The sequence below is a fragment of the Streptomyces sp. V4I2 genome, assembly GCF_030817655.1.
Taxonomy (GTDB): domain Bacteria; phylum Actinomycetota; class Actinomycetes; order Streptomycetales; family Streptomycetaceae; genus Streptomyces; species Streptomyces plumbiresistens.
This window is the reverse complement of record NZ_JAUSZM010000003.1, coordinates 2,973,580-2,994,027: the sequence shown is the minus strand read 5'-3', so window position 1 is coordinate 2,994,027 and position 20,448 is coordinate 2,973,580. Positions and strand designations below refer to the sequence as shown.

Sequence of the window (20,448 nt, the reverse complement as noted above, 5' to 3'; positions counted from 1 at the left end):
ACCACCCTCCTTGGCTCCCGGGTGCGCCGTACGCACCAGTGAGCCCCCTCATTGGGGTCGCGAGGCCGGGTCTACTGGCCGCGGCTGGTTCGCTGCGGCTTTCTTCCGGCGGCTCCGGGGTGATCTTCACGTCGCGCTCGCCCCCGGGCTTCCACCGTCCCCGGGTCGCTCTGGGCTGCGTACGTCGCTACTCGTCCCCATCCACGCTTTTCGCTCCGCCCAGTGTACGGCGCCGCGGGGACAGCGGCCGACCGCTTTTACGGCGGCCGGGGCCGGGGCTCGGCGGGGGCCGGGCGTGACCCGAATGGCGAAGTGCGCGTGTTCGATTCTCGGGACGCCCGGCTCGGCGGATTACCCGGCGGGGAGTTGGGCACAACGCATGCAGGTTTGCCGCGCGGCATGCGCGAGGCGGGCGAATCGGGCGGTGCGCCCCGTTGCCGCGGGACTCAAGTCGATTTATCGTCCCAGCACGATTCGCGTGCAAGATCACAATATGTGAAGGGGCCGCGGCCATGGTGGCGAAGAAGACCGCCGTACAGCAGTCGGCGTCCGGGTCCACGGGTGCCTCCGGCGGTGCGGCCAAGAACGTCGGCGGGAAGAAGAGCACGCAGCGGGGCGCGGCCGAGCGGGAGGCCAAGGCCGTGAAGACGGTCGGTACGGAGGCGAGAAAGACCGCCGGGAAGAGCACGGGGGCGGGGGCGGGGGCGCGGGCGGGTGCAGGCACGGGTGAGCGTGTGGCGGCCAAGAAGGCCGTTTCGCAGAAGGCGGCGGCGAAGGACACGGGGCCGGTGAAGAAAACGGCGCCGGTGAAGAAGGTCGCCGCTTCCAAGACTGCTCCTGCCAAGGCCGCGGTCGAGGAGGGGACGGAGAGACCGGCGGGCAAGAGGGCGTCGGGCGGCAAGAAGGCGTCGGGCGCCGAGGAGGTGGCGGGAGGCAAGAGGGCGGCGGGCAAGAAAGCGGCGGCGAAGCAGGCCGTAGCGAAGAAGCCCGCAGCGAAGAATGCCGTGGCGAAGAAGGCGGCGGCCATGAAGGAAACGGGTACGAAGGCGGCGGGGGCGAAGAAAACCGCTGCCCAGAAGAGCAGCTCTACGAAGAGCACCTCCGAGAAGGACGCGGACGAGAGGACTGCGGCCAAGAAGGGTTCAGCCGAGACGACTGCGGCCGAGAAGGGCGCGGCCAAGACGACCATGGTCGAGACGACTGCGGCCGAGAGGAGCACGGCTAAGAAGAGCGCGGCTGAGAAGGGCGCAGCTGAGACGACCGTGGCCAAGACGACGGCGGCCGAAAAGGGCGCGGACGAGACGACTGCGGCCGAGAAGAGCAGCTCTACGAAGAGCACCTCCGAGAAGGACGCGGACGAGAGGACTGCGGCCAAGAAAGGCGCGGCCGAGAAGGGCGCGGCCAAGACGACCATGGTCGAGACGACTGCGGCCGAGAGGAGCGCGGCTGAGAAGGGCGCAGCTGAGACGACCGTGGCCAAGACGACGGCGGCCGAAAAGGGCGCGGCCGGGAAGAGCACGGCTAAGAAGAGTGCGGCTGAGAAGGGCGCGGCCGAGACGACCGCGGCCAAGACGGCGGCGGCCGAAAAAGGCGCGGCCAAGACGACCGTCGGCGAGAAGAGCGCGGCCAAAACGACTGCGGCCAAGAAGGGCGTGGCAGAGAAGGGCTCAGCTGAGACGACTGCGGCTGAGACGACCGTGGCCAAGACGACCGCGGGCGAGAAGAGCACGGCCGGAAGCATGGCCAAGAAGGCGGGCGCGGCGCAGGCCGCGGAGCAGACGGGAGCCACGACAGTGGTTGCGAAGAAGACTCCTGGCACGGCCACGGCGGCGAAGACCGCAGTTCCCAAGGCACGGGTCGCCGCGGCGGAGCCCGGCGAGCTCGCGGTGCGCCCCGGTGAGGACCCCTGGACGCCGGAAGAGGTCGCGGAGGCGCGGGCCGAACTGTCGTCCGAGGCGACGCGGCTGCGCGACGAGATCGCCTCGTCCGAGGCCTCCCTCGTGGGGCTGATGCGGGACTCCGGGGACGGCGCCGGCGACGACCAGGCGGACACCGGCACCAAGAACATCACGCGGGAGCACGAGATGGCCCTCGCGGCCAACGCGCGCGAGATGCTCATCCAGTTCGAGCGCGCCCTGGAGCGGCTCGACGCGGGCACCTACGGCCTGTGCGAGAACTGTGGCAACCCCATCGGGAAGGCGCGCATGCAGGCCTTCCCGCGGGCCACCCTGTGCGTGGAGTGCAAGCAGAAGCAGGAACGACGGTACTGATCACGTGACTGATCACATGGGCGCCGGGGGGTGTGACGTACCCTCGTCCTCAGTCAGGTATCTAGGTTGAGGGACTCACGTGGCAGAGGCGGAGCGCATCATCGGTACGCCGGACACTCCAGCGGACGCGTCGGAGGACGCCGCCGAGGCGGAGCGGCCGCGGGGCAAGCGGCGGATCGCCGTGCTGTTCGCCGTCGCGGTCGTCGCGTACGCCCTCGACCTGATCAGCAAGATGATCGTGGTCGCCAAGCTGGAGCACCACGCGCCGATCGAGATCATCGGGGACTGGCTGAGGTTCGAGGCCATCCGCAACGCGGGCGCGGCCTTCGGCTTCGGCGAGGCGTTCACCGTGATCTTCACGGTGATCGCGGCGGCCGTGATCGTGGTCATCGCCCGCCTCGCCCGCAAGCTCTACAGCCTGCCCTGGGCGATCGCGCTCGGCCTGCTGCTCGGCGGTGCGCTCGGCAACCTGACCGACCGGATCTTCCGGTCGCCGGGGGTGTTCGAGGGCGCGGTCGTCGACTTCATCGCGCCGAAGCACTTCGCGGTCTTCAACCTCGCCGACTCGGCGATCGTCTGTGGCGGCATCCTGATCGTGCTGCTGTCGTTCAAGGGTCTCGATCCGGACGGCACCGTCCACAAGGACTGAGGAGCCCGGACTCTCGTACGAGAGTGTCGGACCTGTCCGGCATACTCGACGGGTGAGCACCATTCCCGAGATCCGAACCCTGCCCGTGCCCGACGGCCTGGAGGGCGAGCGTGTCGACGCCGCCATCTCCCGCATGTTCGGCTTCTCCCGTACCAAGGCCGCGGAGCTCGCCGCCGCGGGGAAGGTCCTGGTCGACGGATCGGTGGTCGGGAAGTCCGAGCGGGTGCACGGCGGCGCCTGGCTGGAGGTCGAGATGCCGCAGGCGCCCGCCCCCGTGCAGATCGTCGCCGAGCCGGTCGAGGGCATGGAGATCGTGCACGACGACGACGACGTGGTCGTGATCGTCAAGCCGGTCGGCGTGGCCGCACACCCCAGCCCCGGCTGGTCCGGACCGACCGTGATCGGCGGGCTCGCCGCCGCCGGGTACCGCATCTCGACCTCGGGCGCCGCCGAGCGCCAGGGCATCGTGCACCGCCTCGACGTGGGCACCTCCGGCCTGATGGTGGTCGCCAAGTCCGAGTACGCGTACACCTCGCTCAAGCGCCAGTTCAAGGAGCGCACGGTCGACAAGCGGTACCACGCCCTCGTCCAGGGCCACCCGGACCCGACCAGCGGCACCATCGACGCGCCCATCGGCCGCCACCCGACCCACGACTACAAGTGGGCGGTCACGGCCGAGGGCAAGCCCTCGGTGACCCACTACGACCTCATCGAGGCGTTCCGCGCGGCCTCCCTGCTCGACGTGAAGCTGGAGACCGGCCGCACCCACCAGATCCGCGTCCACATGGCCGCCCACCGCCACCCGTGCGTCGGCGACCTGACCTACGGCGCCGATCCCACGCTCGCCAAGCGGCTCGGCCTGACCCGCCAGTGGCTGCACGCCGTACGGCTGGGCTTCGAGCACCCCGGTGACGGGCAGTGGGCGGAGTTCTCCTGCGACTACCCGGACGACCTGCAGGAGGCGCTCGACCAGGTTCGCGAGGAGACCTACGCATGAGCCCGGCGTCGTACGTCGTGCGGGTCGCCGAGGACCTCGCCGACCGTGAGGCGTGCTTCGCGGTGCGCAAGGAGGTCTTCGTCGGCGAGCAGGGCGTGCCCGCGGACCTGGAGTACGACGCGTACGACGCCGGTGCCGTGCATGTGCTGGCGGTCCGTGAGGACGGGACACCGCTCGGGACCGGGCGGCTGCTGTACGGCGAGGCGGCCGCGGACAGGACCGACGGCGACCCGGCGGTGGGATCGCTGGGTCGGCTCGCCGTGACGAAGGACGCGCGGGGGCTCGGCGTCGGAGCCGTCCTCGTCCGGGCGGTCGAGGACGCGGCACGCGCGCGTGGGCTCGCGGCGGTGGACCTGCACGCACAGACGCACGCGCTGGGGTTCTACGAGCGGCTGGGGTACGTGGCGTACGGCGCGGAGTTCCCGGACGCCGGGATGCCGCACCGGGCGATGCGGCGCGTGCTGTAGCCGGCCGTTCCTGCTGTGGCGGGGGGCTGCGACGGGGGGCGTCGACGGCCGGTGAACACGGTGGCGTGGCAGGCTTGAGGTCTGCTGTGTGACCGCCGAGACGACCACCGAGACGACCACCGAGACGACCCGGAGCGCTGACCGTGGATCAGTTGGCCCTGCTGTTCGTGCTGTTGCTCGGGGCCGTGATGAGCGTTCCGGTCGGAGACCGGCTGGGGCTGCCGGCGCCGGTGCTGATGACGCTCCTCGGGATCGTCCTCGCGCTGCTCGACTTCGTGCCGAACGTCAACATCCCGCCGGATCTCATCCTGCCCCTGCTGTTGCCTCCGCTGCTGTACGCGGCCGTACGGCGCACGTCCTGGCGGCAGTTCGCCGCCAATGTGCGGCCGATCTTCCTGCTGGCCGTGGCGCTGGTGTTCGTCACCACGGTGTGTGTGGCCGTCGTCGCGAACGCGATCGTGCCGGGGCTGCCGGTCGCGGCCGCGGTGGCGCTCGGCGCGCTGGTGGCGCCGCCCGATCCGGTCGCCGCGACCGCCGTCGCCGGACAACTCGGGCTGCCGAGGCGGCTGGTGTCCATCCTGGAGGGCGAGGGGCTCTTCAACGACGTGACGGCCATCGTGCTGTACCACGTGGCGATCGCCGCGGCCGTCAGCGGGACCTTCTCACCGTGGCGGGCGGGGCTGGACCTGGTGCTGTCCGCCGTGGTGGCGGTGGCCGTCGGGATCGTGCTGGGCTGGGGCGCCAACAAGCTGATGGATCTGCTCGGGGACGCGACCCTGCAGATCGGGATGACGCTGCTGGTGCCGTTCGCCTCCTACGTGCTGGCCGAGGAGTTCCGCGGGTCCGGGGTGCTCGCCGTGCTCACCACGGCGCTGTTCCTCGCCGAGTACGCCACCGATCCCGACGACGTGATGACTCGGCTCGCCGGGCATACCTTCTGGGACATCGTCGACACGCTGGTCACCGGGGTCGCGTTCGGGCTGATCGGCCTGGAGCTGCACAACGCGATCCGGACGGCGTCCGGGCGGTGGGGCGAGATGCTCGGGTGGGCGGCGGCGATCGTGGGTGTGGTCGTCCTCGTACGGCTGGTGTGGCTGTTGCCGGCCACCTGGCTCACCAAGCGGCTGCACGCCAGGCGGGACCACGACGAGGACATCCCGATGAGCGTGCGGGAGACCGTCGTCATGTGGTGGTCGGGGATGCGGGGGGTGGCGTCCGTCGCGCTGGCGTTGGCGATTCCCCTGGAGACCGATGACGGGTCGGCCTTTCCCGACCGGGACGAGATCGTGTTCATCGCGTTCGGGGTGATCATGGCCACGCTGGTGCTTCAGGGGCTGACCCTGCCGTGGCTGGTGAAACGGCTGGGCGTGCAGGCGGACACGGACCGGGAGAAGGAGTTCGAGAAGGCGCTGGCCGTGCGGGCGGCGAAGGCGGCGAAGCGGAGGCTCAGGGAGATCGAGGCCGTCGAGGAGTTGCCGGAGGAGTTGTCCGAGCAGATGCTGCGGCGGGCGTACGACATCGGGGTGCGGATCAGTCCCGAGGTGGGGGAGGACGAGCGGCGGGAGGCGCATGAGCAGCGGGTGCGGAGGCTGAAGCGGGTGCGCCGGATCCAGGGGGAGATGTTGAGCGCGGCTCGGCATGAGGTGTTGGCCGCGCGGAGTGAGCTGGGGGCCGATCCGGAGGTGGTGGATCGGGTGCTGCGGCATCTGGATGTGCGTAGTCTGCGGTGAGTTGCCGGGTGCGGGCGGGTGGGGGTTGCTGTGTTGGTTTCCCAGCCGCGCACCACTCGTTTCCAGTTGGTCGAGACTGCTTGGCTGCGTCAGGCGCCCCCGCGCGGTGGCTCGTGGCCGCGGCTCGCGGCCACGCCGTCGCGTGAGATGTCGTCCCGGACGCGGCCGTTCGTGCGGTTCGGGGGCAGGGCCGCGTCCGCCGTGTTGACGCGGGGGAGGGCGTACGAGTGTTCCGCGGCCAGCCAGCGGATCATGCCCTCGCGGACCGTGACGCGTACCGTCCAGATGTCGTCGGCGTCCTTGGCGGTCATCAGGGCCCGTACTTCCATGGTGTTCGGGGTGGTGTCGGTGACGTCCAGGCCGTAGGCGCGGCCGTCCCAGGCCGGGCACTCGCGCAGGATGTCGCGGAGCTTCTCGCGCATCGCGTCCACCGGCGCGGCGTGGTCGACGTGCCAGAAGACGATGCCGGTCATCTGCGGAGTGCCGCGCGACCAGTTCTCGAAGGGCTTGGACGTGAAGTACGAGACGGGCATGGTGATCCGGCGCTCGTCCCAGGTCCGTACGGTCAGGAACGTCAGCGTGATCTCCTCGACGGTGCCCCACTCGCCGTCCACCACGACCGTGTCGCCGATGCGCACCATGTCGCCGAAGGCGATCTGCAGTCCCGCGAACATGTTGCTGAGCGTCGACTGGGCGGCGACACCGGCGACGATGCCGAGGATTCCGGCCGAGGCCAGCAGCGAGGCGCCGGCCGCGCGGAACGCCGGGAACGTCAGCAGCATCGTGGCCGCCGCCACCACACCGACGACCGCGGCGACCACCCGCATGATCAGCGTCACCTGGGTCCGCACGCGCCGCACCCGGGCCGGATCGCGGTGGGCGCGCGCGTAGCGGCTGTACGACGTCTCCACTATCGCGGCGGCGATCCGGATCACCAGCCACGCCGCGGCCCCGATGAGCACCAGTGTGAGGGTCTGGCCGATGCCGACGCGGTGCTGCTCCAGCAGCTGCGCCTCGTCGAACGACCCTCTCAGCATGGCCGCGCAGAGCACGAGCTGGTAGGGGATGCGGCCGCGGCGCAGCAGACCCCACAGAGGGGTCTCGTGATGCCGTGCGTCGGCCTTGCGCAGCAGCAGGTCGGTGGCCCAGCCGATGACCAGCGTGAGCGCGACCGACCCGCCGACCACGATGAGTGGGCGGAGCAGATTCTCCATGCCCACGAACGTAACCGGCCCCGGGCGCACATGAACATGTGACTTCGCGCTCAAGGTGGGTACGGCCGTGGCCGCACGCGGGGAGCGCCGCCATGACCTGCGTTGTCGTACCCGGCTGGCACCATGTCCTCATGAACATCGTGCTCTTTCACTCGACCTTCGGTCTCAGGCCCGCGGTGCGCGCGGCGGCGGACCGGCTGCGCGCGGCCGGACACGAGGTGTGGACGCCGGACCTCTTCGAGGGGCGTACGTTCGAGACGGTCGAGGAGGGCATGGCCTTCAACGACGGGATCGGCAAGGACGAGCTGCTGAAGCGGGCCGTCCTGGCCGCCGCGCCCTACTCGGAACGCGGGCTGGTCTACGCCGGGTTCTCGCTCGGCGCCTCCATCGCGCAGACCCTCGCGCTCGGCGACGACAAGGCCCGCGGGCTGCTGCTCCTGCACGGCACGTCGGACATCGCGCCGAACGCGGCCGTGGACGAGCTGCCCGTCCAACTGCACGTCGCCGAGCCGGACCCCTTCGAGACCGACGACTGGCTGAGCGCCTGGTATCTCCAGATGGGCAGAGCGGGTGCGGATGTGGAGGTGTACCGGTACGCCGGGGCCGGCCATCTGTACACCGACCCCGACCTGCCCGACTACGACGAGGAGGCCGCCGAGGCCACCTGGCGGGTGGCGCTCGGTTTCCTCGACAGCCTGTAGGGCCAGTAGGGCCTGTAACCCCGTGGCTACACGGGGTCGTACGTCCGCTCGACCTTCTGGGTGCCGCTGCGGGTGCGGTACGAGCGGGCCCAGGACGAGGTCGCGTCCGGCTTGGTGCGGTCGGACAGGACGTAGTAGTCCATCTGCGCGCGGGCGGCGGTGATGTCCAGGACGCCGTAGCCGTGGCGGTCGGTGTCGACCCAGTGGACGTGCCGGTTGGCGGCCTTGATGATCGGCGCGGCGAGCGCGGAGATCGTGCCCTGGGGGGCCTTCACGATGTCGTCGAGGTTGTCGGAGGTGACCGAGGTGACCACGAACTCCGTGGCGGCCGAGGCGGACAGCGGGTACGTCCCGGCGTCCACCGGCACGTCGTTGGCCCACGCCATGTGGATGTCGCCGGTCAGGAAGACCGTGTTGCGGACGGCGTTCGCGCGCAGGTGGGCCAGCAGCTCGCGGCGGTCGTCCGTGTAGCCGTCCCACTGGTCGGTGTTGAGGGCGAGGCCCTCCTTCGGCAGCCCGAGCAGCTCGGCGAGCGGCTTCAGCAGGTCGGCGGTGAGGGAGCCGATCGCGAACGGCGAGATCATCACCGAGTTGCCGATCAGCCGCCAGGTGGTGTCGGACGTCTTCAGTCCGGCCTTCAGCCAGTCGAGTTGGGCGCGGCCTGTGAGCGTGCGGTCCGGGTCGTCGACCGAGCCGTTGCCGACGGCGACCTGCTGCGAGCGGAAGGAGCGCAGGTCCAGGAGGGAGAGGTCGACGAGCTTGCCGAAGCGCAGCCGCCGGTAGGTGGTGCCCGCGACCGCGGTGCGCACCGGCATCCACTCGAAGTAGGCCTGCTTGGCGGCGGCCTGACGCGCGCTCCAAACACCCTCCGCGCCCTCGGTGTGGTTCTCGGCCCCGCCCGACCAGGCGTCGTTGGCGAACTCGTGGTCGTCCCAGATGGCGATGACGGGCGCGGCCGCGTGCAGGGCCTGGAGGTCGGCGTCGGTCTTGTAACGGCCGTGCCGGGTGCGGTAGTCGGCCAGCGTGAGGATCTCGTGGGTGGGCGCGTGCGGCCGTACGACGGTGTCGCGCGTGCCGTATTCGCCGGTGCCGTACTCGTAGATGTAGTCGCCCAGGTGCAGCCAGGCGTCCAGGTCGCCGCGGGCCGCGAGATGGCGGTACGAGGAGAAGTAGCCGGCCTCCCAGTTGGCGCAGGAGACCACGCCGAAGCGGAGGTTCGGGACGGCCGCGTCGGCGGCGGGGGCGGTGCGGGTGCGGGCCACGGGGGAGTCGGTGCCGCCGGCGGAGAAGCGGAACCAGTAGTCGGTGGCGGGCTCCAGGCCGCGTACGTCCGCCTTGACGGTGTGGTCGGAGGCGGCGGTCGCGGTGACGGAGCCCTTGGCGACGATGGTCGTCAGCGCTTTGTCCCTGGCGATGACCCAGTCGACCGGGGTGTCCGGGCCGAGCCCGGAGCCGGGTTCCGCCTCGGCGGTGGGCGTCACCCGCGTCCACAGCAGGATGCCGTCGGGGAGCGGGTCGCCGGAGGCGACGCCGTGCAGGAAGGCGGGGGCGTCCGTGGCGGCCCGGGCGGGCAGCGCGGCGGCCAGCGGGCCGGCCAGGACAGCGGTCGCCGCCGCGGCCTTGACGACCGTACGGCGGCGCGGGGACAGGGAGTTGAGTTGCTCGGATGCTCTGTATCGACTCGTCACGGCCGATCAGGTTACTGATCGGTATGAACGAGAGCGGGCGAACTCGCAAAAGTTCGCCCGCTCTTTGGCCGACGGTCGCTCTTCGAGCGGCGATCGGGGTCAGGCCTTGAGGGCCGCCTCGATCGCCGTGTTGAAGTCGGCGACCGTCATCGGCGCGTTCTTGCCGTCCGAGCCGGTCAGGGTCTTGCCGTCCATCTTCAGGGTCGGGGTGCCCGACACGCCGCTGTCGTCGAACTTCGCCGACATCTCCAGCGCCCACTTGTCGAAGGTGCCGTTCTTCACGGCGTTCTGGAACTTCGCGTTGCCCTTGAGGGCGGGGACCGTGTCGGCCACCTTGATCAGGTAGGAGTCGTCCTTGAACTTGTCGTCGGACTCCTCCGGGTGCCACTTCGCCGAGTACATCGCGGTCTTGTACTCGAGGAAGGCCTCGGGGCTGACGTTCAGCGCGGCGCCCAGGGCACTGAGCGCGTTCTTGGAGCCCTCGCCGCCCAGGCCGTTGTCGAGGAAGGTGGCACCGACGTACTCGATCTTGTACTTGCCGTCCTCGACGCCCTTGTCCACCGTCGCGCCGACGGTCTGCTCGAACTGGGCGCAGACCGGGCAGCGCGGGTCCTCGTACATGACCAGGGTCTTCTTGGCGCTGCTCTCGCCGGTGACCACGGTCGTGCCGTTCGTGCCCGTGGTGTTGGCCGGCTTGACGAGCTTGTCGTCCTTCGCGGCGTCCCAGTAACCGGGCTTGTTGCCCTGGACGACCGCGTAGCTGATGCCGCCGGCTATCGCCAGGACGCCGACTATGGAGCCGGCCACGATGACCTGCCGCTTGATCTTGGCGCGCTTGGCCTGGCGCTCGCGCTCCTGGCGCAGGCGCTCGCGGGCGGCGGACTTCGCGGCCTGGCTGTTCCGCTTTGCCATGGTGATCTCCGTAGGGGAGGCGCACACGTCGTGTGCGGGATACGTATGGGGGACTGGTGGTGCTCAGGTGCGTTCGGCGCTCTTCGGCGCTGCTCGGGCGAGAGCAGACGCTCAGGCGACAGCAGACGCTCGGCCGAGAGCAGACGCTCAGGCAAAAGCGCCTGAGCACGGCGGTCCACGCCGTCCCAGGGAGTGCACGAGGATCCGCTCGCGCGCGGTGGTCGTACGGTGGCCGGGGTGCCGCGGGCGGCGCACGGAGGGCGACGGCACCACCGTCACCGCCGCGACCGCCAGCAGCAGCGGCCGGAAGGTGGTCGCGGTCACCGCGCGCAGCAGCTGGGCCAGCGCGTGCTCGCCGCGGCGCAGCCAGGCGGCCGCGAGGAGGCCCACGCCGATGTGCGCGCCGAGCAGCAGCCAGGCGGTCGCCGGGTCGGCGTGGGCGAGCAGACCGCCGAGCCGCTCGGGGCCGGAGCCCTCCCACCCGCCGCCCGACCCCCACCCCTCACGGAGGCGCTGCGCGCCGCCCCTGCCGAATTGGGCCAGCGGGGCGCCGACACTGGTGCCGTCGCCGCACAGCACGTCGAAGCCGACGGAGCGCAGCGGGCCGGTGACCGGGCCGCCCGCGGCGCCGTAACAGACGTGCTGGCCGGTGGTGAACACGGTGTCGGCGGCCAGCTCCAGCGGGATCAGCAGGGCGGCGATCCGGCCGAAGCCGCGCTCGCGGCCGGCCAGGGCGTAGGCGATCACGAACACGGCGGCGGCGACCACCACCACCGTGTTCAGCGGCAGCGGGGCCCGGGACAGCAGGACGTGCGACGCGGTGCTGAGCGTCACGACGAGTGCCGTGAACAGCGCCGCGCGCACGGCTCTGAGCTGGGTCCCGGATATGTCCATAGCGGAGGAGAGTCTGTCACGCGGGCCTGTAAGGGACCCCTAAAGGATCCCTGTGCGCGGCCGTTCCGTCACAGACCCGGAATCCGGCCGTTGCGGAACAGGTCCACGAAGATCTGGTGGTCGGCACGCGCGCGTGCGCCGTAGTCGTGCGCGAAGTCGACCAGGAGGCTCTCGAAGCCGGCGCCGTCGTCGGAGTCCGCCGCGAGCACCGCGTCGATGGCCCGCTCGGTGGAGAAGGGCACCAGGGACTCACCGGACTGGTCGTCCGCCGCCCCGTGCATGGTGGCGGTGGCCCGGCCCAGGTCGGCGACGACCGCGGCGATCTCCTCCGGGTCGTCGATGTCGCCCCAGTCCAGGTCCACGGCGTACGGCGACACCTCGGCGACCAGCTGGCCGATGCCGCCGAGCTCGGTCCAGCCGAGCCACGGGTCGGCGTGCGCCTGGAGGGCGCGCTGCGAGATCACCGTGCGGTGGCCCTCGTGCTGGAAGTAGTCCCGGATCGCCGAGTCCGTGATGTGCCGGGAGACGGCCGGGGTCTGGGCCTGCTTGATGTAGATCACGACGTCGTTCTCCAGGGCGTCGCTGTGGCCCTCAAGGAGGATGTTGTACGACGGCAGACCGGCCGAGCCGATGCCGATGCCGCGGCGTCCGACGACGTCCTTCACGCGGTACGAGTCCGGGCGGGCCAGGGACGAGTCCGGCAGCGTCTCCAGGTAGCCGTCGAAGGCCGCGAGGACCTTGTAGCGGGTGGCCGCGTCCAGCTCGATGGAGCCGCCGCCCGGGGCGAAGCGGCGCTCGAAGTCACGGATCTCCGTCATCGAGTCGAGCAGGCCGAAGCGGGTCAGCGAGCGGGCGTCCCGCAGCGCGTCCAGGAGCGGGCCCTGGGCGGTGTCCAGGGTGAAGGGCGGCACCTCGTCCCGCTTGGCGCCGGTGGCCAGGGCGTGGATCCGCTCGCGGTAGGCGCCCGCGTACACCTGCACCAGATCGGTGATCTGCTCGTCGCCGAGCGCCTTCGCGTACCCGACCAGGGCGATGGAGGCGGCGAAGCGCTTGAGGTCCCAGGTGAAGGGGCCGACGTACGCCTCGTCGAAGTCGTTGACGTTGAAGATCAGCCGGCCGGTGGAGTCCATGTACGTGCCGAAGTTCTCCGCGTGCAGGTCGCCGTGGATCCACACGCGCGAGGTGCGCTCGTCCAGGTACGGGCCACTGAGTACCCTCCCACCACCCTGCCCGGCGCTCTCGGCCTCGAGGTCGTGGTAGAAGAGGCACGCCGTGCCACGGTAGAACGCGAAGGCCGAGGCCGCCATCTTCCGGAACTTGACGCGGAACGCGGCCGGGTCGGCGGCCAGGAGCTGGCCGAATGCGGTGTCGAAGACGGCGAGGATCTCCTCGCCGCGGTGCTCGTCGTTGAGCTGTGGAACCGACATCGCTGGGTGCCTCCTGGTGCAGGTGGTGCGTGACATGGGGGACGGACCGCCCGTCCTCTTGCAACGTGCGACGGTACGCGGGAGTGCCCGCGACTCCTCCATGAAGGTACGGGGGAGACGCCTCCCGGTGTCAGTGCCGAGGCATAGACTTCGACGCTGTCCCCCCAGACTGTCCGCAGCCTGTCGCCGAGTGTTTTCCATGGAGGCCACGCCGTGTCAAAGCCGCCGTTCACGCACCTGCACGTCCACACCCAGTACTCGCTGCTGGACGGTGCCGCGCGGCTCAAGGACATGTTCGACGCGTGCAACGAGATGGGCATGACGCACATCGCCATGTCCGACCACGGCAACCTCCACGGGGCGTACGACTTCTTCCACTCGGCGAAGAAGGCCGGGGTCACCCCGATCATCGGCATCGAGGCCTATGTCGCGCCCGAGTCCCGGCGCAACAAGCGCAAGATCCAGTGGGGTCAGCCGCACCAGAAGCGGGACGACGTCTCCGGTTCGGGTGGTTACACCCACAAGACGATCTGGGCGGCCAACGCGACGGGCCTGCACAACCTCTTCAAGCTCTCCTCGGACGCGTACGCGGAGGGCTGGCTGCAGAAGTGGCCCCGGATGGACAAGGAGACCATCTCCCAGTGGTCCGAGGGGCTCATCGCCTCCACCGGCTGCCCCTCCGGCGAGCTCCAGACCCGGCTGCGCCTCGGCCAGTTCGACGAGGCCCTGAAGTCCGCGGCCGAGTACCAGGACATCTTCGGCAAGGACCGCTACTTCCTGGAACTGATGGACCACGGCATCGACATCGAGCACCGGGTCCGCGACGGCCTCCTGGAGATCGGCAAGAAGCTCGGCATCCCGCCGCTGGTCACCAACGACTCGCACTACACGTACGCGCACGAGTCGGTCGCGCATGACGCGCTGCTGTGCATCCAGACCGGCAAGAACCTCTCCGACCCGGACCGCTTCCGCTTCGACGGCACCGGCTACTACCTCAAGTCCACCGACGAGATGTACGCCATCGACTCCTCGGACGCCTGGCAGGAGGGCTGCGCCAACACCCTCCTGGTGGCCGAGCAGATCGACACGGCCGGCATGTTCGAGGCGAAGAACCTCATGCCGAAGTTCGACATCCCCGAGGGCTACACCGAGGTCAGCTGGTTCAAGGAGGAGGTCCGCCGCGGCATGGAGCGCCGCTTCCCGGGCGGCATCCCCGAGGACCGTCAGAAGCAGGTCGAGTACGAGATGGACGTCATCATCCAGATGGGGTTCCCGGGCTACTTCCTCGTCGTCGCAGACTTCATCATGTGGGCCAAGAACCAGGGCATCGCGGTCGGCCCCGGCCGAGGGTCCGCGGCCGGCTCGATCGTCGCGTACGCGATGGGCATCACCGACCTCGACCCGATCCCGCACGGCCTGATCTTCGAGCGGTTCCTCAATCCCGAGCGCGTCTCCATGCCCGACGTCGACATCGACTTCGACGAGCGTCGGCGCGTCGAGGTGATCAGGTACGTGACGGAGAAGTACGGCGCCGACAAGGTCGCCATGATCGGCACCTACGGCAAGATCAAGGCGAAGAACGCCATCAAGGACTCCGCGCGCGTGCTGGGCTACCCGTACGCGATGGGCGACCGCCTCACCAAGGCGATGCCCGCCGACGTCCTCGGCAAGGGCATCGACCTCAACGGCATCACCGACCCCTCGCACCCGCGCTACAGCGAGGCCGGCGAGATCCGCGCGATGTACGAGAACGAGCCGGACGTGAAGAAGGTCATCGACACCGCCAAGGGCGTCGAGGGACTGGTCCGGCAGATGGGCGTGCACGCCGCCGGCGTGATCATGTCCAGCGAGCCCATCGTCGACCACGCCCCGATCTGGGTGCGGCACACCGACGGCGTGACCATCACGCAGTGGGACTACCCGCAGTGCGAGTCGCTCGGCCTGCTGAAGATGGACTTCCTCGGCCTGCGCAACCTGACGATCATGGACGACGCCGTCAAGATGGTGAAGTCCAACAAGGGCATCGACCTCGACCTGCTGGCCCTCCCGCTGGACGATCCGACGACCTTCGAACTCCTCCAGCGCGGCGAGACCCTCGGCGTCTTCCAGTTCGACGGCGGCCCCATGCGCTCGCTGCTGCGCCTGATGAAGCCCGACAACTTCGAGGACATCTCCGCCGTCTCCGCGCTCTACCGTCCCGGCCCGATGGGCATGGACTCGCACACCAACTACGCGCTGCGCAAGAACGGCCTCCAGGAGATCACGCCGATCCACAAGGAGCTGGAGGAGCCCCTCCAGGAGGTCCTGGCGGTCACCTACGGCCTGATCGTCTACCAGGAGCAGGTGCAGAAGGCCGCCCAGATCATCGCCGGCTACTCGCTCGGCGAGGCCGACATCCTCCGCCGTGTGATGGGCAAGAAGAAGCCCGACGAGCTGGCGAAGAACTTCGTCCTTTTCCAGGAGGGCGCCCAGAAGAAGGGGTACAGCGACGAAGCCATCAAGGCGCTGTGGGACGTGCTGGTCCCCTTCGCCGGCTACGCGTTCAACAAGGCGCACTCCGCCGCGTACGGCCTGGTCTCGTACTGGACCGCCTACCTCAAGGCGAACCACCCCGCCGAGTACATGGCCGCGCTGCTGACCTCCGTCAAGGACGACAAGGACAAGTCGGCGGTCTACCTCAACGAGTGCCGGCGCATGGGCATCAAGGTGCTCCCGCCGAACGTCAACGAGTCGGTGCACAACTTCGCCGCCCAGGGCGACGACGTGATCCTCTTCGGCCTCGAAGCGGTGCGGAACGTCGGTACGAACGTGGTCGAGTCGATCATCAAGAGCCGCAAGGCCAAGGGCAAGTACGCCTCCTTCCCCGACTACCTCGACAAGGTCGAGGCGGTCGCGTGCAACAAGCGCACCACGGAGTCGCTGATCAAGGCGGGCGCGTTCGACACCCTGGGGCACACCCGCAAGGGGCTGACCGCGCACTTCGAGCCGATGATCGACAACGTGGTGGCGGTCAAGCGCAAGGAGGCCGAGGGGCAGTTCGACCTCTTCGGCGGCATGGGCGAGGAGGACACCAGCGAACCCGGCTTCGGCCTCGACGTGGAGTTCACCACCGAGGAGTGGGACAAGACCTATCTCCTCGCGCAGGAGCGGGAGATGCTCGGTCTGTACGTCTCCGACCACCCGCTCTTCGGCCTGGAGCACGTGCTGTCCGACAAGGCCGACGCGGGCATCGCCCAGCTCACCGGAGGTGAGCACTCCGACGGCGCGGTGGTCACCATCGGCGGCATCATCTCCGGCCTCCAGCGCAAGATGACCAAGCAGGGCAACGCCTGGGCCATCGCCACCGTCGAGGACCTCGCCGGCTCCATCGAGTGCATGTTCTTCCCGGCGACCTACCAGCTCGTCTCGACCCAACTCGTCGAGGACGCCGTGGTGTTCGTCAAGGGACGCCTGGACAAGCGCGAGGACGTGCCCCGTCTCGTCGCGATGGAGCTCCAGGTGCCGGACCTGTCGAACGCCGGCACCAACGCGCCCGTGATCCTCACCATCCCGGCCACCCGGATCACCCCGCCGATGGTGAGTCGGCTCGGTGAGATCCTCAGCCACCACAAGGGCGAGAGCGAGGTCCGGATCAAGCTCCAGGGCCCGCGCAAGACGACCGTGCTGCGCCTCGACCGGCATCGCGTGAAGCCGGACCCGGCGCTCTTCGGCGATCTGAAGGTGCTGCTGGGCCCGTCCTGCCTGGCCGGCTGAGCGGCCGGCCGACGGGCAACTGACGTACGCGAGGGGCGCATCCGCAGCCGGGTGCGCCCCTCGGTGTGTGCCTGGGCTTCAACAGCCCGTTATGAAGATGTCAGTTGTGACCGAAGCGCTTCCGGCGCCCTTTGGGGGCCATGTCGCCGGGAGTCACCTGGGTGGTGCGGTGCTCGCTCGGCGTGTCCATCGACGGCTGCTCGGCCGTCTGCTGACCACGCTCGGGCTGCGACTGCTTGCGTTCACGGTTCTTGTTCTTGGCCATGGTGATCTACCTCCTGAGGGGGATCTAGGGGCCAGGGCCGGGACCAGATTCACATAGGCTGACAACAAGCGCATGTCGGATAATTACCGTCTGTGACACGGCTTGTCGGGGTGCGAAGCCCCGAAACGCCACGCCGAAGATCGAGTTCGGGCCGTTAACCCTCGCGTGGTCGGGCAGACTCGAAGCAAGCCCGAAGCAAACCTCCCGGAAAGAGGGTGGATCGCGTGGACCGCTGCATCGTCCTGGTGGACGCCGGGTATCTGCTGGGGGCCGCCGCCAGTCTCCTCGCCGGGGAGCCCTCGCGGTCCCGCATCACCGTCGACCACACCGCCCTCATCCAGGGCCTGCGCGAACGCGCCGAGTCCGACACGGAACGGCCCCTGCTGCGCATCTACTGGTTCGACGGCGCCCCCGACCGCGTCCCGCAGCCCGAGCACCGCAGACTGCGCGTGATGCCCCGGGTCACCGTCCGGCTCGGCGCCCTGACCCGCAGCGACGGACGCTGGGCCCAGAAGGGCGTGGACGCCGCGATGCACGCCGAGCTGACCGAGCTGGCCCGCAACCGCGCCTGCTCCGACATCGTCCTGGTGACCGGCGACGGGGATCTGCTGCCGGGCATGATGGCCGCCAAGGAGCACGGCGTCGCCGTACACCTGTGGGCCGTGCAGGCCGCCGACGGGGACTACAACCAGTCCGAGGACCTGGTCGCCGAGGCCGACGAGCGGCGCGTGCTGGACCGTACGTGGATCACCAAGGCCGTGCGCACCAAGGACCTCGGCGGGATCTGTGCGCCGCCGCCCGTGCCGCGGCCCGAGATCGCCGCGATCCTCTCCGCCCCGCTGCCCGAGTCCGCGCACCGCCCGGCAGCCGAGCGGTCGGTCGAGGAGGAGCACGCCCCGGCGGCCACCGTCTCGGAGAACGGCACGCAGGAGCGGGTGCCCGCGACCGCGCCCAAGGCAGGGGTGCCCACGCCGAAGGACCTGGCCGCGCTGCGCGCGCCCGGCGTCCAGCAGCCCGCCCAGCCCCCGCAGACCGCGACCCTGCGCTGGTCCTCCGACAAAGGGTGGGTCGACCGGCCCGGCGGCGCGGCCGAGCCGCCCGAGGTCGCCTCGATGCCCACGCTGGCCCAGCTGACCACGGCGGAGCAGCGGTGGGCGGACCGGGAGGAGGACATCACGACCGTCGGCGGCGATCCGTACGAGGTCGGACAGGTGTTCGCGCGGCGGTGGATGGAGCGGCTCGGGGACCCGAGCCATCTGCAGAAGCTCTCCGGGATGTACCCGCGGGTCCCGCACCGGATCGACGGGGAGCTGCTGCGGTACGCCGCCCGGTTCGGGCTGCTCGCGCACAAGGACGACCAGATCGACGAGCACGACCGCTACGCGATCCGCGCCGGGTTCTGGCGGGAGATCGACGTGCGGACGGCCGCCGAGCACGCGTCCGCGGGGGAATGAGATCCTTACCGCCGGATATGCCGCAATGGGCCGCCCCGGGAGCGGACCGGGGGCGCGGACCCCGTAGTCTCGTCCCTTGTGAGTACGCGCGCGGCACAGGCACTTCGGCACGGTGACGATGTCGTGTGCGCGGTGCGCGGGCTCGCCAAGACCTATCCGGCGGTACGGGGGCGGCGCGGCGTTCCGGCGACACCCGAGGTCAGGGCCACCGACGACGTACGGCTGGACATCCGGCGCGGGGAGATCTTCGGGCTCCTCGGGCCGAACGGCGCCGGGAAGACCACCCTCGTACGGCAGCTGACCGGGCTGATGCGGCCCGACCGCGGCAGTGTCGAGATCCTCGGGCACGACATCGTGCGCCACCCGGAGCGGGCCTCGCGGATCCTCGCCTACCTCGGGCAGGAGTCCACCGCCCTCGACGACCTGACCGTGTCGCTCGCCGCCGAGACCACCGGACGGCTGCGCGGGCTGCAGTCGAGACAGGCACGCGCCGAGCGGGACGCCGTACTCGACGAGCTGGGCCTCACGTCGCTCGCCGGGCGGCCGCTCAGGAAACTCTCCGGCGGGCAGCGCCGCCTCGCCTGCTTCGCCGCCGCGCTGGTGGGACAGCGGCCGTTCCTCGTCCTCGACGAGCCGACCAGCGGCATGGACCCGGTGGCGCGGCGCGCGGTGTGGGGCGCCGTCGACCGGCGCCGGGCCGAGCACGGCACGACCGTGCTGCTCGTCACCCACAACGTCATCGAGGCCGAGACCGTCCTCGACCGGGTCGCCGTCCTCGACCGGGGACGGGTGATCGCCTGCGACACCCCCACCGGCCTCAAGGAGCAGGTCGCCGGCGAGGTGCGGGTCGACCTGGTGTGGCGCGAGTCCGCCCCGCTGCACGTCCCCGAGGTGGCCGCGCTGCGGGACCGGGCCGTGGAGTCCGGACGCCGCTGGACGCTGCGGCTCGCCCCGGAGGAGGCCCGTACGGTCGTCGCCACCGTCACCGGCGGGTCCGCGTTCGCCGCGCTGGACGACTTCACGCTGACCACACCGAGCCTGGAGGACGTGTACCTGGCGCTGGGCGGCGCCGCACGCCAGGGGCTGGTGAAGGCGTGAGCATGTTGAGTACCCGGACCGCCGTATCCGTACCGGACTGGACGACTGCCGGAGTGAAACCGAGAGAGGGGAGCCGCGCGACGTGAGTGTCGTACCCGCCGAGGTTCTGCCGGGCAGTGCCCTGGCCGTGGAGGAGACGGTCCGGGAGGCGGCCGAGCTCGGACCGCGTGCGCGGCTGTGGCCGGCGCTCGCGGCCGTGTACCGGGCGCAGCTGTCCCGAGCGCGGGTGGCGCGGATCCCGCTGCTGTTCGTGGCGACCTTCCAGTCGATCGGGATCATGATCCTGATGCGCGGGGTCGTGGACGGCGGAGGCGAGGCACAGGCCGTGGTCGCCGGGTCGTCGGTGCTCGTCGTCGCCTTCGTCGCGCTCAACCTGCTCGCCCAGTACTTCGGCCAGCTGCGCGCCAGCGGCGGGCTCGACCACTACGCCACGCTGCCCGTGCCGCCGGCGGCCGTGGTGCTGGGAGCGGCGGGCGCCTACGCGTCCTTCACCGTGCCGGGGACCGTGGTGACCGCGGTCTTCGGTTGCGTGCTGTTCGGGCTGCCGTTCGCGCACCTGTGGGTGCTGATCGCCGTCATCCCGCTCGCGGGCGCCGCGCTCGCCGGGCTCGGGGCCGCGCTCGGGCTGCTCGCGCCGCGTCCTGAGCTGGCCACGCTGCTGGGGCAGCTGGGCATGTCCGCGGCGCTGCTGCTCGGGGTCCTGCCCGCGGATCGGATGCCGGAGGCCGTGCGCTTCGCGCGGGACCTGCTGCCGTCGACGTACGGCGTCGAGGCCTTCGCGCGGACCTTCGGGCCGAACCCCGACTGGGCGTTCGTACTCGGCGACCTCGCCGTGTGCGGCGTGGTCGGCGTGGTCTCGCTGGCCGTCGCGACCTGGGCCTACCGCCGAGCGGCCGTCCGATGACGCGCCGCACAGGCGGGCCTGGCAC

Annotated in this window: 16 protein-coding genes; 10 read left to right on the top strand and 6 right to left on the bottom strand. The window is 70.4% G+C overall.

Going from position 1 to position 20,448, the window contains the following annotated elements; translation table 11 throughout:
- Positions 1-512: 512 nt before the first annotated feature.
- From QFZ76_RS14650 to QFZ76_RS14630, 5 genes are all read left to right on the top strand, one after another.
- Positions 513-2,270: a TraR/DksA C4-type zinc finger protein gene (locus QFZ76_RS14650; RefSeq protein ID WP_307674147.1), complete on the top strand. Its 1,758-nt coding sequence runs from the start codon at positions 513-515 to the stop codon at positions 2,268-2,270.
- A gap of 79 nt (positions 2,271-2,349) precedes the next feature.
- The gene (gene lspA, locus QFZ76_RS14645; protein ID WP_307674146.1) at positions 2,350-2,919 is read left to right on the top strand and encodes a signal peptidase II; all 570 of its coding nucleotides are present in this window, start codon (positions 2,350-2,352) and stop codon (positions 2,917-2,919) included.
- 52 nt (positions 2,920-2,971) lie between these two features.
- On the top strand, positions 2,972-3,916 hold the full coding sequence (locus QFZ76_RS14640; protein WP_307674145.1) for an RluA family pseudouridine synthase: 945 nt from the start codon (positions 2,972-2,974) through the stop codon (positions 3,914-3,916).
- Positions 3,913-4,383, top strand: a complete 471-nt coding sequence (locus tag QFZ76_RS14635; RefSeq protein ID WP_307674144.1) for a GNAT family N-acetyltransferase — start codon at positions 3,913-3,915, stop codon at positions 4,381-4,383. The genes QFZ76_RS14640 and QFZ76_RS14635 overlap by 4 nt, the downstream gene beginning before the upstream one ends.
- Before the next feature lie 143 nt (positions 4,384-4,526).
- Positions 4,527-6,113, top strand: a complete 1,587-nt coding sequence (locus QFZ76_RS14630) for a Na+/H+ antiporter (protein ID WP_307674143.1) — start codon at positions 4,527-4,529, stop codon at positions 6,111-6,113.
- Between the two features lie 89 nt (positions 6,114-6,202).
- Here the strand turns inward: QFZ76_RS14630 and QFZ76_RS14625 are convergent, their stop codons facing one another.
- Positions 6,203-7,327, bottom strand: coding sequence for a mechanosensitive ion channel family protein (locus QFZ76_RS14625; protein WP_307674142.1), 1,125 nt, complete (start codon positions 7,325-7,327; stop codon positions 6,203-6,205).
- A gap of 131 nt (positions 7,328-7,458) precedes the next feature.
- Between QFZ76_RS14625 and QFZ76_RS14620 the strand changes: the two genes are divergently transcribed.
- Positions 7,459-8,028, top strand: coding sequence for a dienelactone hydrolase family protein (locus QFZ76_RS14620; protein WP_307674141.1), 570 nt, complete (start codon positions 7,459-7,461; stop codon positions 8,026-8,028).
- Between the two features lie 26 nt (positions 8,029-8,054).
- Here the strand turns inward: QFZ76_RS14620 and QFZ76_RS14615 are convergent, their stop codons facing one another.
- From QFZ76_RS14615 to QFZ76_RS14600, 4 genes are all read right to left on the bottom strand, one after another.
- A complete protein-coding gene (locus QFZ76_RS14615) occupies positions 8,055-9,716 on the bottom strand; it encodes an alkaline phosphatase (protein WP_307674140.1) in 1,662 nt (553 codons plus the stop codon).
- Between the two features lie 99 nt (positions 9,717-9,815).
- Positions 9,816-10,628 (bottom strand): thioredoxin domain-containing protein, encoded by an 813-nt coding sequence (locus tag QFZ76_RS14610; protein WP_307674139.1) that lies wholly within the window; start codon positions 10,626-10,628, stop codon positions 9,816-9,818.
- A gap of 147 nt (positions 10,629-10,775) precedes the next feature.
- Positions 10,776-11,522, bottom strand: coding sequence for a hypothetical protein (locus QFZ76_RS14605; RefSeq protein ID WP_307674138.1), 747 nt, complete (start codon positions 11,520-11,522; stop codon positions 10,776-10,778).
- Positions 11,523-11,590: 68 nt separating this feature from the next.
- Complete coding sequence (locus QFZ76_RS14600) at positions 11,591-12,949, bottom strand: DUF2252 domain-containing protein (protein ID WP_307674137.1); 1,359 nt, start codon at positions 12,947-12,949, stop codon at positions 11,591-11,593.
- Positions 12,950-13,162: 213 nt separating this feature from the next.
- Between QFZ76_RS14600 and dnaE the strand changes: the two genes are divergently transcribed.
- Positions 13,163-16,702, top strand: a complete 3,540-nt coding sequence (gene dnaE / locus QFZ76_RS14595) for a DNA polymerase III subunit alpha (protein ID WP_307674136.1) — start codon at positions 13,163-13,165, stop codon at positions 16,700-16,702.
- A gap of 100 nt (positions 16,703-16,802) precedes the next feature.
- Here dnaE and QFZ76_RS14590 read toward each other — a convergent pair whose 3' ends face one another.
- Complete coding sequence (locus QFZ76_RS14590; protein WP_307674135.1) at positions 16,803-16,967, bottom strand: hypothetical protein; 165 nt, start codon at positions 16,965-16,967, stop codon at positions 16,803-16,805.
- Between the two features lie 224 nt (positions 16,968-17,191).
- Between QFZ76_RS14590 and QFZ76_RS14585 the strand changes: the two genes are divergently transcribed.
- The 3 genes from QFZ76_RS14585 to QFZ76_RS14575 all read left to right on the top strand — a co-directional run bounded on the left by QFZ76_RS14585 (position 17,192) and on the right by QFZ76_RS14575 (position 20,423).
- On the top strand, positions 17,192-18,421 hold the full coding sequence (locus tag QFZ76_RS14585; RefSeq protein WP_307674134.1) for an NYN domain-containing protein: 1,230 nt from the start codon (positions 17,192-17,194) through the stop codon (positions 18,419-18,421).
- A gap of 123 nt (positions 18,422-18,544) precedes the next feature.
- Positions 18,545-19,519, top strand: a complete 975-nt coding sequence (locus QFZ76_RS14580; RefSeq protein WP_307680013.1) for an ABC transporter ATP-binding protein — start codon at positions 18,545-18,547, stop codon at positions 19,517-19,519.
- Positions 19,520-19,601: 82 nt separating this feature from the next.
- Positions 19,602-20,423 carry an ABC transporter permease gene (locus QFZ76_RS14575; protein WP_266441037.1) on the top strand — a complete coding sequence of 274 codons (822 nt, stop codon included), beginning with the start codon at positions 19,602-19,604 and terminating at the stop codon, positions 20,421-20,423.
- Positions 20,424-20,448 lie beyond the last annotated feature (25 nt).